The organism is Klebsiella sp. 1SOBk10mer, from assembly GCF_046602535.1.
Lineage (GTDB): Bacteria > Pseudomonadota > Gammaproteobacteria > Enterobacterales > Enterobacteriaceae > Klebsiella > Klebsiella quasipneumoniae.
The window spans coordinates 259965-273256 of record NZ_JBKIUP010000003.1 but is presented as its reverse complement, the minus strand read 5'-3'; the positions used below and the strand labels follow the sequence as shown (position 1 = coordinate 273256).

Sequence of the window (13292 nt, the reverse complement as noted above, 5' to 3'; positions counted from 1 at the left end):
GCCTGTCGATCCGGCAGGCGTTATTTTTTTTGTCGTCAATCAGCCTCGTAAAATTCTATTCAGTCGATCGTTTTATAATATTTTACCAATTCGTCACAGTTAAATAACCTGAAAGCCGTCAATTCCGGCGACCTCGTCGGCAACTGTGCTTGAAGGATAGAGAAATGACTGAACAGATAACCGAGATCGATACCCTGGTGGTCGGCGCGGGGCAGGCGGGCGTCGCCATGAGCGAGCATCTGACCCGGCTGGATATTCCCCACCTGGTGCTGGAGAAACAGGGTATTGCCCAGGCCTGGCGCAGCGGGCGCTGGGATTCGCTGGTGGCCAACGGCCCGGCCTGGCACGATCGGTTTCCGGGGATGGTGTTCCCGGACTGCCCGCCGGATAGCTTTGTCGGCAAAGAGCAGGTTGCGGACTATTTTGCCGCCTATGCCCGCAGCTTCAACGCGCCGATCCGTACCGGGGTGGAGGTGTACAGCGCCGAACGCCTCGCCGGGCGACCGGGCTTTCGTGTCGACACCTCCCAGGGGGTGATTGAGGCGCAGCGGATCGTAGCGGCCACCGGACCCTTTCAGCGCCCGGCGATCCCGGCGATCGCCCCGCAGAGTCCGGCTATTCAGCAGCTCCACTCGGCGCACTATTTTAATCCGCAGCAGCTGCCGGAGGGCGGCGTGCTGGTAGTGGGGGCCGGATCCTCCGGCGTCCAGATTGCCGATGAGCTGCAGCGTGCCGGACGCGCGGTGTGGCTGTCGGTGGGGGCGCACGACCGGCCGCCGCGTCGCTATCGCCAGCGCGATTTTTGCTGGTGGCTCGGGGTGCTGGGAATGTGGGACGCCGCGGCCAATGCGCCGGGGAAAGAGCATGTCACTATCGCGGTGAGCGGCGCGCGCGGCGGCCATACCGTCGATTTTCGCCAACTGGCGCATCAGGGGGTCACCCTGGTGGGGCAGACCCGCGGCTTTGACGGCGCCAGGGCGTTGTTCCACCCCGACCTGGCGGAGAATATCCGCCGCGGCGATGCCTCTTATCTTGCGCTGCTCGACGCCGCCGACGACTGGGTAGCGCGCAACGGTTCGGATCTGCCTGAAGAGCCCTCCGCCCGTGAGTTTCTGCCCGATCCGGCCTGCGTCAGCGACCCGCTGCTTAGCCTCGACCTGGCCGAGGCCGGGATCGGCGCCATCATCTGGGCGACCGGATATACCACCGACTATCGCTGGCTGAAGGTCAACGCCTTCGATGACGCGCAGCGGCCACAGCATCACCGCGGCGTGTCGACGGAGCCGGGGGTCTATTTTCTCGGCCTGCCGTGGCTGTCGCGGCGCGGGTCCACCTTTATCTGGGGCGTCTGGCACGATGCCAAATATATTGCCGACCAGATCGCCATTCAGCGCCAGTATCAGCGTTACCAGCCGTCCTGATAACCGTTTCCTGAAGGAGTGCTTTGATGCCAACCCATACCCGTATTCGCATGTTTAACACCAAAGAGACCTACCCGAACCAGGCGCTGAACAACGATCTGTGCCAGGCGGTGCGGGCCGGGAATACCGTCTACGTTCGCGGCCAGGTCGGCACCGATTTTGCCGGCAACCTGATCGGCCTCGGCGACCCGCGAGCCCAGGCGGAACAGGCGATGAAGAATGTCGAGCAGCTGCTGAAAGAGGCCGGCAGCGACCTCTCGCATATCGTCAAGACCACCACTTATCTGATCGACCCCCGCTATCGCGAGCCGGTCTATCAGGAGGTGGGAAAATGGTTGAAAGGGGTCTTTCCCATCTCCACCGGGGTGGTGGTGTCGGCCCTGGCGCAGCCGCAGTGGCTGATGGAGATTGACGTCACGGCGGTGATCCCTGACGACTGGCAGGGGGAGGCGGCAGAATGACCCTTTCCCTTACCGCCCGTTGCCCGGAAACGGGTCAGTTGGGCATCGCCATTAGTTCATCGAGCATGGCCGTCGGGTCGCGCTGTCCGTGGCTGCTGCCCGGCGTGGGGGCGGTTTCCAGCCAGAACATTACCCTGCCGTCGCTGGGGCCGCAGATCCTCAGCGCGCTCGAAGCGGGGGCCAGCGTTGAGCAGGCCCTGAAGCAGGCGCTGGCGGAGGATCGCTTCCGCGAATATCGCCAGGTCGCGGCGATTGACGCCGACGGCGACACGGCGGTGTTCAGCGGGGAATTCACTCTTGGGATCGGCGGCGCCCTGGCGGGGGATAACTGCGTGGCGGCGGGCAACATGCTGGCCAGTGAGGGGGTGATCGCTGCGATGGTGGGCGCCTTTGAGGCCGCCACCGGTGAGCTGACCAGCCGGCTGCTGGCCGGACTGCGCGCCGGGATCGTCGCCGGGGGCGAGGCCGGGCCGGTCCACTCGGCGGCGGTGAAGGTGGTGGACGATTACCCGTGGCCGGTGGTCGACCTGCGCATTGACTGGGCGGAAGCGGATCCGCTGGCGGCCCTTGAGCAGCTGTGGCTGGCGTGGGAGCCGCAAATGGAGGCCTATATTACCCGGGCGCTCGACCCGCGCGAGGCGCCGGCCTATGGCGTGCCTGGCGATGAATAACACGCCGGGAGCGATCCTTGCCGCGCTGCTGGCCTTTGATACCACCAGCCGCCATTCAAACATGGCGATGATCGACTGGATCGCCGATTTTCTCGCCGCCCGCGGCGTGGCGTCCCGCCGCTTTTATGACCCGTCGGGGGGAAAGGCCAATCTCTACGCCCGGCTGGGGCCGTCCGGCGGCGGCGGGGTGATGCTCTCGGGCCATACCGACGTGGTCCCGGTGGACGGGCAGGACTGGAGCGTGCCGCCGTTCAGCCTGACCGAGCGCGATGGCCGCTACTACGGCCGCGGCAGCGCCGATATGAAGGGCTTTCTCGCCTGCGTGCTGGCGGCGGTGGATGACTTTCTGGCGGCGCCGCTGCGGATGCCGCTGCATCTGGCCTTCTCCTATGACGAAGAGGTCGGCTGCCTCGGCGTGCGCAGCCTGGTGGATTTTCTGCAGGCCTCGCCGGAGAAACCGGCGCTGTGCCTCATCGGCGAGCCGACGGAGATGCAGCCGGTGTTCGGTCATAAAGGCAAACTGGCCATGCGCTGCTGCATTGAGGGCCAGGCCTGCCATTCGGCCTATGCCCCGCAGGGGGTGAACGCCATCCGCTACGCGGCCAGGCTGATCAACCGCCTGGATCGGCTGGGCGAGCGTCTGGCCCGGCAGCTGGACAGCCGCTTTTCGCCGCCTTTCAGCACCCTGCAGGTGGGCACCATTCAGGGCGGCGCCGCGCTGAACATCGTTCCGCAGTCCTGTCGCTTTGATTTTGAAATCCGCTACCTGCCGGGGATGCGTCCCGAAGCGGTTACCGAAGCGCTGGCGGCCTACGCCCGCCGCCGGCTGCTGCCGGAGATGCGCCGGGTCGGCGGCGGAAGCGACATCCAGTTTCAGCTGTTGAGCCACTACCCGCCGCTGCTCAGCGATCCACAGTCCGACTTCGCCCGCTGGCTGGCGCAGTGGTGCGGCAGCGATCGGTTTTCCACCGTGGCGTTCGGCACCGAAGGGGGGCTGTTCGACGAGATGGGCGTCGCGACCCTGGTCTGCGGGCCGGGCAGCATGGCCCAGGGCCATAAGGCCGATGAGTACATCAGCATCGACCAGACCGAACGCTGCATGGCGATGCTGGGCCAGCTTTGCGCGTGGATGCGCGCCGAGCCCGCAGAACCGCTTACCTGATCCACCCACACAGGAACCCAAGCGATGCACAACCAACACTCTCACCATATCGATCAAGCGACAGTCGACCGCTGGCAGGCGGATGGCGTGGTATTACTGAAGGGCGTTTTTACCCCCTGGGTTGAGCGCCTCGCCGAGGGGGTCACGGCGCTGATGGCCAGCCCCAGCGAATATGGTCATGCGCGCACGGTGATCCCCAAAGATGGTTCGCCGCCTTTTTTTCAGGATTACTGCAACTGGTCGCGGATCCCGGCGTTTAGCGAGTTTGTCTTCCAGTCGGCCGCCGCCGAAATCGCCGCGGCGCTGATGCAGTCGCAGACGGCGAAATTTTTCCATGAGCATACGCTGGTCAAACCCGCCGGGGGCAGCACGGTCACCCCCTGGCATCATGACCAGCCTTACTATTGCGTCTCCGGCCGACAGAACGTCAGCTTCTGGATCCCGCTGGACCCGGTAGCAGAGGCCACCTCGCTGCGCTGCATTCGCGGGTCGCATCGCTGGGAGGCGGAGTACAGTCCCACCCGCTTCAATGGCACCAGGCTCTACGAGCACACCCGGTTCAGCGCGCTGCCGGATATCGACGCCCATGAGGACGAGTACGATATCGTCAGCTGGGCGCTGGAGCCGGGGGATGCGGTGGCCTTTCATTTTCGCACCGTCCATGGCGCCCGCGGCAACCCTGGAGCGCGGGCGCGACGGGTCTTCTCCGCCCGCTGGGTGGGGGATGACGCCGCCTTTGCCGACCGCGGCGGCGTGACGTCGCCGCCGTTCCCCGAGCTGACCCTGCGGGACGGCGACCCGCTGGATTCTCCACTGTTCCCCCAGGTCTGGCCACCAGCGTAAGCGGCTTCGGACGGGATCTGCTATGATCCCGTCTTTCGTTGTCTGGAGCCAGTCGATGTTCAACGACGCCATTGTTTATGACCGCTACGGGCCGCCGGCCGCGGTGCTAACGCTGAAACGCGCCCCGCTGGCGCCGCTGGCCGGTGGACGGGTGCGGGTCAGGATGCGCTATGCCCCGGTGAATCCTTCAGATCTGATCCCCATCACCGGCGCCTATCGCCACCGTACCCGACTGCCGGCCGTCCCCGGCTACGAAGGCCTTGGCGAGGTGGTCGCCGCGCCATTCGGCAGCCGGCTGACCGCGGGCCAGCGGGTGCTGCCCCTGCGCGGGGGCGGCACCTGGCAACGGTTTATCGATCTCGATGAGACCTGGCTGGTGCCGGTTCCCCCGGCGGTGGACGATCTGCTGGCCGCCCGCGGGTATATCAATCCGCTGACGGCGATGCTGATGCTCAGTCGCTGGCCGGTTGCCGGGAAACAGATCGTGCTGACCGCCGCCGCCTCCTCCTGCGCCAGCCTGCTGGGGCAGTGGGCGCTGGCCATGGGCGCCCGTTCGGTAAGCGGGATTATTCGCTCGCCGCAGCATCGGGCGCGTCTGGAGCAGGCCGGGATCTATCCGATCCTCGACGCCGATCGGGCGCTGGTGGAGAAGGTCAGCCAGCACAGCGATCTGGTGTTTGACGCGGTGGGCGGGGAGCTGGGGAACACGCTGTTGTCGGTGCTGCCCGCGTCGTCGACCCTGGTCTCCTACGGCTTATTATCCGGGCGGCCGTTGATCCAGACGCGCGCCAGCGCGGCGGTGCGCAAGTTTCATCTGCGGGAGGCGCTGCCTGGCCTCAGCGTGGCGGCATGGCGGACGGCATTCGATGAGATCTGGCAGCGGCTGCCGACGACTACGCAACCGCCGGCCCAGCGGGTGGCGTTGAACGACTGGCGCGAGGCGATTGCCGCCGCCGGCCAGCCGGGAAGAGGCGGTAAAATCCTGCTCGATTTCACCGTGGGTTGAGATTACTGTTTCTTCTCGCCGAGGGTCGGCGTTTCGTCAAAGAAGTTCCATGGCTTCAGCAGGGCGTGCGCCCATTCGGTTGGCATGATCGGCCACTCTTCAGCGCGCGCCACGTGGGTGGTGCCGGTGGTGATCCACACCACGTCATCCTGGTGCGTCAGCGACTCATCGTCCTTGGCATACTGGCCTAACCCGGTATCGTGAGCGGAGCGGTTGGGGTATTTGCCTTCCGGATAGCGTTCGCTCGGGTGGTAGCGCGTCACCCACAGCTGTTTATCCATAAAGCTCAGACGATGGTAGATCCACTCGTCGGGGGCGAACTTGGCGCCGGTCGCCGCCGGATGGGTGCCGCCAGCGTAAGGGATGATCTGGTAAGAGACTGGGTTACCCATGCGGTTCTCTTTGCTGGTGTTGCTCAGCAGGCGAATCGTACCCGGGTCGAATTTCTGCGCCGCTTTCTGTTCGCTGTCAATCGTGTACTGATTCACCTGCATGGTGCTGGTGCGCGGGCCGCCGGCGGTGTTGGGCTTCACCTCCGGGTCCATCGCCACCAGAGTGTTGTTTTCGCCGTCCACGTCGAGGTCGAGGCGGAAGTTATAGATATGCTGGTGGGTGGTGCCGACAATATTATGGTCGATCAGCGTTCCGTAGCGGGTATCTTCTTTGGCGCTCGGGTCGTGCATGGTTTTCGCCAGCACGCCTTTCACCGCCTCAATCCCGGTGGCGCCGGCATCGATGCCGATGGTGCCGTTGTCGTGGAACACCCAGTCAAAGATATAGTCGTAGTTGCCGACGGTGCTGATCCAGCGCACCACCAGCTCCCGGCGCTCGGTACTGACGTTGGGCTTGCCCATCTCCAGGTGCTTATATTCCGGCCCGGCGTAGCGCTCGAATATGGCGACGGCGTGCGGGATGGTGGTCGGCGCGCCGGTGTAGTCGGCGATGGTTTCATCCAGCAGCACCGCATTCGACGGCGCGTCTTTGCCGCGTACAATCGGCGAGGTCAGGGTGCCCATGCCGTAATCGCCGGAGTCCAGATAGGCTTTGAAATACCAGCCGACGTCCGGGTCGCCGTAGGGGACGATCATCCCGCCGAGCGAACCTTCATACATCACCTGGCGTTTTTTGCCGTTATCGTTGTAGGTCACCGTCGAGAGGATTGGCCCGACGCGCGAGTTAAGACGCAGATGGAAATCCCAGTTCCGCCAGTGAATGGTATCCCCGGTAATGGTATAGTTTTTGCCTTCCGGTTCAGTAATATCCAGCGGTTTCACCGCCGGGGCGTTGCGGTCGCGGCCATCATACGGACGCGGTTCCATCGGCACCGGAATCACCGGGCCTTCCTCGATTTTGATGATTTTCTTTGCTTCCAGGTCGACCACCGCCACCAGGTTTTCAATCGGGTGCGCCCAGTAGTTGCCGTCGCCGGTATCGAGATAGCTGACCACCTTCAGCAGACGCGCATCCTGCTGCAGGCCATCTTTGCCATCGAAGTAGCCGACGGTGAGCGGGGTGGTGACCACCTTGCCAGGATCGGTAATACCGTGTTTTTTCAGCACCGCCGCGAATTCGCTGCTGGCGTTGATGATGTTCTGCACGCTGGCGAAATCATCGAGCAGCACCATGCCGTGCGCGCCTTTGATCGGCGTCCATGAGAGGATTTTTTTGTTTTGCAGATCGACGACGGCTTCAATGACATGTTTGCCATCGAGCATCACCACATCGGCAGTGCGGGGGGCATCAACGGGCGTTCCCTGCAGGGCAAAGGCCCATACCGCCGCTTTATCCGGCTCGTGCAGGGAAATCTCAGTAAAGCGGGTATTCGGCTGGAACTCCGGCGCGGTTTTGACAATGGTCACCGCTTCGCTGATTTCCGCCGCCGAGAGCGAGTTTAACGGGTGAGGGCGTTTTTCCACCTGGAAGGTCTGGTCGAGACCGGACTGGAACACGTCGTTGATAAAGGTATCGGAGACCCAGGCTTTACCTTCCTTCATCACCACCGGCACCGGTAGGTCAAGGGATTTACCGTTGACGATCGCCGTTTTGGCGCCGGGCTTCACTTTGACGTAAGCGCCATCTTTTACCAGGGTAAACATTTGCGCATAGTCATCCCACTGCACGTCAGCGCCGAACGCCTGCAGCGTTTTATCCAGCGGTACCATGTGGGCTTCGCTACCGTGAGCGAAGACCGGTGATTGCCAGGCGCAAACCACCGCGACAGCGAGAGCCAGTGCGGTTTTACGAGGAGAAAATTTCAAGCCGTTTGCCATTGTGACCTCATCTTATTGTTGTGTTGTCTTATGCCGCTGCGAATGTCGGCTTTGTCACCCTTAAGCTACCAGCCCGCGGCGCCGTAGCGTTTGTTTGCTCTTGCCAGGTTATTTGTCAGTTTTGCCAGAGGGACGTAAAAAATGCCTCCGCAGAGGCATTAAGCACGAGCGCCGATTTTTTTGCCGGGTGGCGGCTAACGCCTTACCCGGCCTACAGCCCCAAATCACTGCTGGCGCTAGCGCTGGGGCCGCTGAAACTGCCGGTGCTGGCGGCCTCAACATCGCTGAGACGTTCCCGGCAGGCCGGGGCAGCCCGCATGGATGCGGGCTGAGGGCCGTGTTTTGCATGGACGCTGCCTCGGCCCGACCCGAAGCCTGCAGGGATAAGTCGAAGGGACCGCGCAGCGGCGATTTTGCTGGCCGGAGCCCGGGGGTTCAGGGGGCGGCGGCGACTGGCCGCCCCCTGTGCGCTCCCTGCGCCATGCCAGGCATAACGCAGAAGACTAACCGGGAGCGCCATGTGCGCTGAAGCCACAGATAACATAAAGGACTTCCCGGGGCGAAACCGTTGCAAGCAATAGCTAAAGGATCGGCCAACAGAGCGCCAGCGGTCTATTTTCCGCCATTACGCCGGGAAATCCCCCTGCTGGCGCGCCACCAGGGTGAGAATGGAATACAGCGCCACCGCCTGCTGGTGCTGGTTGAAAATCTCCACCGCCCATTCCACCACGCCGGTGGCTTTCTCCTCAGCGCTGCGCTGCCGCTTGACCGTTTTCCGCTTACAGGTCAGACGCACCTGGATGGTGTCTCCCGGCTTGACCGGTTCAATAAAGCGCAGGTTTTCCATCCCGTAGTTGGCGATAACTGGCCCGACGCCGGCATCGACGAACAGACCGGCCGCCGCGGAGATCAGGAAATAACCGTGAACCACCCGCTCGCCGAAAATCGACTCGGCGGCGGCGATTTTGTCCATGTGGGCGTAGAAATGGTCGCCGCTCAGGCAGGCGAAGTTAACGATATCCGCTTCGGTCAGCGTACGGCGCGGGGTCAGCAAACTGTCGCCGGGCTGGATCTCTTCGAAATATTTGCGAAACGGGTGAATGCGATCTTCGCTCACCTGGGCGCCGCGTACCCACTGCTGGCCGATGGTCGCCAGCATCGTTGGGCTGCCCTGGACGGCGGTGCGCTGCATATAGTGTTTCACCGAACGCAGTCCGCCTAGCTCCTCTCCGCCGCCGGCGCGGCCGGGGCCGCCGTGCACCAGCTGCGGCAGCGGCGAACCGTGGCCGGTTGATTCTGCGGAGGATGCTTCGTTCAGGATCTGAATACGGCCATGCGCGCGGGCGGCGCCGAGGATAAACTCCCGCGCCAGTTCGCCGCTGGCGGTAACCAGCGTCCCCGCCAGGCTGCCGCCGCCGGCGCGTGCCAGCGTCAGCGCATGCTGGCGGTCCTGGTAGGGCATCAGGGTCGCCACCGGGCCAAAGGCTTCAATAGCGTGAACCGCCGGGGTTTCATCCGGCTGCGCGCAGTAGAGCAGCGTCGGCGGGAAAAAGGCTCCGGCCGCGCTGAGGTCCGCCTGTCCGCCAAGCAGCGCTTCGCAGCCGGCGGCAATCAGTTTATTGACGCTCTCCTGTACGTCCCGACGCTGCTCGTGATTAACCAGCGCCCCCATCTTAATCCCTTCCTGCGCCGGGTCGCCGACGGTCACTTTATGCAGGCGGGCGATCAGCGCATCGCTAACCGCATTGATCTGCGCCAGCGGGACGATGATGCGGCGGATAGCGGTACATTTTTGTCCGGCTTTCGCCGTCATCTCGCGGACCACTTCCCGGATAAACAGCGCGAACTCCGGTTGCTCCGGCGTGACGTCTTCGCCTAACACACAGCAGTTGAGCGAATCCGCTTCCATGGTAAAGGGAATCGATTTGGCCACCAGGTTGGGGTGCGACCGCAGCTGCTGGCCGGTGGCGGCAGAGCCGGTAAAGGTCACCACGTCCTGGCTATCGAGGTGGTCGAGCAGATCGCCCGCGCCGCCGCAAATCAGGCTGATGGCGCCCTCCGGCACCAGGCCGCTGTCGACAATCGCTTTCACCATTGCCTGGGTGAGCTGGGCGGTAGCGGTTGCCGGTTTAATGATAGCTGGCATACCGGCAAGCCACGTGGGGGCCAGTTTTTCCAGCATTCCCCAGCAGGGGAAGTTGAAGGCGTTGATATGTACGGCGACGCCCGACTTCGAGGTCAGCACGTGACGGGCGGCAAAACCGCCCTGTTTTGAGAGCGGGATCAGCTCGTCTTCCGGCCACAGGATATCGTCCGGCAGTTCGCGACTGCCCAGCCCGGCATAGGTGAAAAGGGTGCCGATACCGCCTTCAATATCCACCCAACTGTCGGCGCGGGTGGCGCCGGTTTGCGCCGAGATGGCGTAGAACTGGTCTTTCTGCTCCAGCAAGTGTTTCGCTACCGCTTTTAACATCGCGCTGCGTTCAATAAAGGTCATGGCTTGCAGCGCCTTACCGCCGCGCTCAATCGCGAAGCGGCGCGCCTGCGCCATATCCAGACCTTCACTGGTCACCTCCCACAGCGCCGTGCCGGTGATGGCGTGATGAATAGTACGGGCGCGGCCCCGGCCGGTCTGCCAGGCGCCGGATAAGTAGCTGGCTAACTGCTGCATCGCAAATCTCCAAATGTGTTACGTGTGATATCTATAAATAGTTCTTTTATGAATCATAAAATGCAAGCCAGTATTTAATAAATTATTAACATTGTGATCGCGATGGCGTTACGCCTTATGCTTAAGTTACTGTATTTATTGTGGTTTACAAAAGGTTTTGCGGAGATTATCACAAAAAGAGCAAACAAAATTTGTGGTTTTATTTAACCAATATGTAACCTTCAATAAACAAAGTGATTCACATAAATGTTTTTGTTGTGAATATCGGAATCATAAAGGTGATGACGTGACAGAAGAACAACGCTTTGACCAGCGCATCGCGCAGGAAACGGCCATCGAACCGCAGGACTGGATGCCGGATGCCTACCGTAAGACCTTGATTCGGCAGATAGGCCAGCACGCGCACTCGGAGATCGTCGGCATGCTGCCGGAAGGCAACTGGATCACCCGCGCGCCGACGCTGCGCCGCAAAGCGATCCTGTTGGCTAAGGTACAGGATGAGGCTGGACACGGGCTGTATCTCTATAGCGCCGCGGAAACCCTTGGCTGCGCGCGGGAAGATCTGTATCAGAAGATGCTCGACGGGCAGATGAAATACTCCTCCATTTTTAACTACCCGACGCTGAGCTGGGCGGATATCGGCGTGATCGGCTGGCTGGTCGATGGCGCGGCTATCGTCAACCAGGTGGCGCTGTGCCGGACCTCCTACGGGCCCTATGCCCGGGCGATGGTCAAAATCTGCAAAGAAGAGAGCTTTCACCAGCGCCAGGGATTCGAAGCCTGCATGGCGCTGGCGCAGGGCAATGACGCGCAGCGGCAAATGCTGCAGGACGCCATTAACCGCTTCTGGTGGCCAGCGCTGATGATGTTTGGCCCCAACGACGACAACTCGCCAAACAGCGCCCGCAGCATGGCGTGGAAAATCAAACTGCACTCCAACGACGAGCTGCGTCAACGCTTCGTCGACAACACCGTGCCGCAGGTGGAGATCCTCGGCATGACCGTCCCGGACCCGGATTTGCAGTTTGATGAAGCCAGCGGCCACTACCGCTTCGGCGAAATCGACTGGCAGGAATTTAACGAGGTGATTAGCGGCCGTGGGATTTGCAATCACGAACGCCTGGCCGCCAAGCGTAAGGCCTGGGAAGAGGGCGAATGGGTGCGCGAAGCCGCGCTGGCCCATGCGCAAAAACAGCAGGCCCGCAGCGCGGCATAAGGAGAGACAACATGAGCAAAGTTTACTGGCCGTTATATGAAGTGTTCGTTCGCAGCAAACAGGGGCTTTCCCATCGTCACGTCGGCAGCCTGCATGCCGCCGACGATCAAATGGCGCTGGAAAACGCCCGCGACGCCTACACCCGCCGCAGCGAAGGCTGCTCCATTTGGGTGGTGAAGGCCAGCGAAATCGTTGCTTCGCAGCCGGAAGATCGCGGCGAATTCTTCGACCCGGCGGAAAGCAAAGTCTACCGCCATCCGACTTTCTATACCGTGCCGGACGGCATGGAACATATGTGAGGCGGCGATGAATAACCTGAATCCCGTCGCCACCTACGCTCTGCGTCTTGGCGACAACGGCCTGGTGCTGGCCCAGCGTTTAGGCGCCTGGTGCGGCCATGCCCCGGAGCTGGAGATCGATCTGGCATTGGCCAACATCGGCCTCGACCTGCTTGGCCAGGCGCGCAACTTTTTAAGCTATGCCGCCGAGCTTAACGGCTGCGGCGACGAAGATACCCTGGCCTTCGGCCGCGATGAGCGCCAGTTCAGCAACCTGCTGCTAGTGGAGCAGCCCAACGGCAATTTTGCTGACACCATCGCCCGCCAGTTCTTTATCGACGTCTGGCACGTCGCCCTGTACAGCCGGCTGGTGAACAGCCGCGATGCGCAGCTGGCGGCCATTGCCGCTAAAGGACTGAAAGAGGTGCGCTACCACCAGCGCTTCAGCCGTGGCTGGCTGGAGCGTCTTGGCAACGGTACCGAGGTATCCCAGCGCAAAATGCAGCAGGCGGTCGACAATCTGTGGCGCTTCACCGGCGAACTGTTCCTTGCCGATGACCTGGAGCTCAGCCTGGCCGGGCAGGGCATTGCGGTTGATCCGCGCGAGCTTCAGGCCGAATGGCAAAGCACCGTGCATACCGCGCTGCTTGACTCAGGCTTATCGATCCCGCAGGAAGCGGCCTTCCGCAGCGGCGGCAAACAGGGGCTGCACAGTGAACATCTCGGCCCGCTGCTGGCGGAGATGCAATATCTGCAGCGTTCGCATCCCGGCCTGCAGTGGTAAGGGAGGGGAAGATGCAACGTTTAGATGACATCGCTCCCGCCGAGGTGCGCGCTATCTGGAGATTGTTAAGCGCGATCCCGGACCCGGAAGTACCGGTGCTGACCATCACCGATCTCGGCATGGTGCGCAGCGTCGCGCGCCACGGCGACGGCTGGGTGATTGGCTTTACCCCGACTTATTCGGGCTGCCCGGCGACGGAGCATCTGCTGAGCGAGATCCGCGCGGTGATGAGCGAGCATGGTTATCTGCCGGTCCACATCGTCCTGCAGCTGGACCCGCCCTGGACCACCGACTGGATGAGCCAGGACGCCCGTGAGCGCCTGCGCCAGTACGGCATCAGCCCGCCGCAGGGGCACGCCTGCCATGCGGATATGCCCGCCGAGGTGAGTTGTCCACGCTGCGGCAGCACCCATACCTCGCTGCTTAGCGAATTCGGTTCCACGGCCTGCAAAGCGCTCTATCGCTGCGACAGCTGCCGGGAACCTTTTGATTACTTTAAATGTATTTGA

12 protein-coding genes are annotated in these 13292 nt (G+C 62.5%); 10 read left to right on the top strand and 2 right to left on the bottom strand.

Annotation, left to right across the window (positions count from 1 at the left end):
* Window positions 1-164: 164 nt before the first annotated feature.
* The 6 genes from ACLH1I_RS11230 to ACLH1I_RS11205 are packed head-to-tail and all read left to right on the top strand — an operon-like array spanning window position 165 to window position 5564.
* The gene (locus tag ACLH1I_RS11230; RefSeq protein ID WP_004204027.1) at window positions 165-1421 is read left to right on the top strand and encodes a flavin-containing monooxygenase; all 1257 of its coding nucleotides are present in this window, start codon (window positions 165-167) and stop codon (window positions 1419-1421) included.
* 26 nt (window positions 1422-1447) lie between these two features.
* Window positions 1448-1882 (top strand): RidA family protein, encoded by a 435-nt coding sequence (locus tag ACLH1I_RS11225; protein WP_004190423.1) that lies wholly within the window; start codon window positions 1448-1450, stop codon window positions 1880-1882.
* A complete protein-coding gene (locus ACLH1I_RS11220; RefSeq protein WP_017898739.1) occupies window positions 1879-2553 on the top strand; it encodes a DUF1028 domain-containing protein in 675 nt (224 codons plus the stop codon). Before ACLH1I_RS11225 ends, ACLH1I_RS11220 begins: the two co-directional genes overlap by 4 nt.
* On the top strand, window positions 2546-3715 hold the full coding sequence (gene argE, locus ACLH1I_RS11215; protein WP_049116292.1) for an acetylornithine deacetylase: 1170 nt from the start codon (window positions 2546-2548) through the stop codon (window positions 3713-3715). Before ACLH1I_RS11220 ends, argE begins: the two co-directional genes overlap by 8 nt.
* 24 nt (window positions 3716-3739) lie before the next feature.
* Entirely contained in the window at window positions 3740-4558 is an 819-nt protein-coding gene (locus ACLH1I_RS11210) for a phytanoyl-CoA dioxygenase family protein (RefSeq protein WP_004204030.1), read from the top strand.
* A gap of 22 nt (window positions 4559-4580) precedes the next feature.
* On the top strand, window positions 4581-5564 hold the full coding sequence (locus ACLH1I_RS11205) for a zinc-dependent alcohol dehydrogenase family protein (protein ID WP_198079768.1): 984 nt from the start codon (window positions 4581-4583) through the stop codon (window positions 5562-5564).
* Between the two features lie 2 nt (window positions 5565-5566).
* Here ACLH1I_RS11205 and tynA read toward each other — a convergent pair whose 3' ends face one another.
* Both tynA and paaZ read right to left on the bottom strand, forming a co-directional pair.
* The gene (gene tynA, locus ACLH1I_RS11200) at window positions 5567-7834 is read right to left on the bottom strand and encodes a primary-amine oxidase (protein ID WP_064794807.1); all 2268 of its coding nucleotides are present in this window, start codon (window positions 7832-7834) and stop codon (window positions 5567-5569) included.
* Window positions 7835-8459: 625 nt separating this feature from the next.
* Complete coding sequence (paaZ, locus tag ACLH1I_RS11195; RefSeq protein ID WP_062913883.1) at window positions 8460-10505, bottom strand: phenylacetic acid degradation bifunctional protein PaaZ; 2046 nt, start codon at window positions 10503-10505, stop codon at window positions 8460-8462.
* A gap of 286 nt (window positions 10506-10791) precedes the next feature.
* Here paaZ and paaA point away from each other — a divergent pair, with 286 nt between their 5' ends.
* From paaA to paaD, 4 genes are read left to right on the top strand one after another with little or no spacing between them, the layout of a single operon-like run.
* Window positions 10792-11721 carry a 1,2-phenylacetyl-CoA epoxidase subunit PaaA gene (gene paaA / locus ACLH1I_RS11190; RefSeq protein ID WP_004176377.1) on the top strand — a complete coding sequence of 310 codons (930 nt, stop codon included), beginning with the start codon at window positions 10792-10794 and terminating at the stop codon, window positions 11719-11721.
* 11 nt (window positions 11722-11732) lie between these two features.
* Complete coding sequence (paaB, locus tag ACLH1I_RS11185) at window positions 11733-12020, top strand: 1,2-phenylacetyl-CoA epoxidase subunit PaaB (protein ID WP_002902768.1); 288 nt, start codon at window positions 11733-11735, stop codon at window positions 12018-12020.
* Window positions 12021-12027: 7 nt separating this feature from the next.
* Window positions 12028-12783: a 1,2-phenylacetyl-CoA epoxidase subunit PaaC gene (paaC, locus tag ACLH1I_RS11180; protein ID WP_048324000.1), complete on the top strand. Its 756-nt coding sequence runs from the start codon at window positions 12028-12030 to the stop codon at window positions 12781-12783.
* Window positions 12784-12794: 11 nt separating this feature from the next.
* Entirely contained in the window at window positions 12795-13292 is a 498-nt protein-coding gene (gene paaD / locus ACLH1I_RS11175) for a 1,2-phenylacetyl-CoA epoxidase subunit PaaD (protein WP_048324003.1), read from the top strand.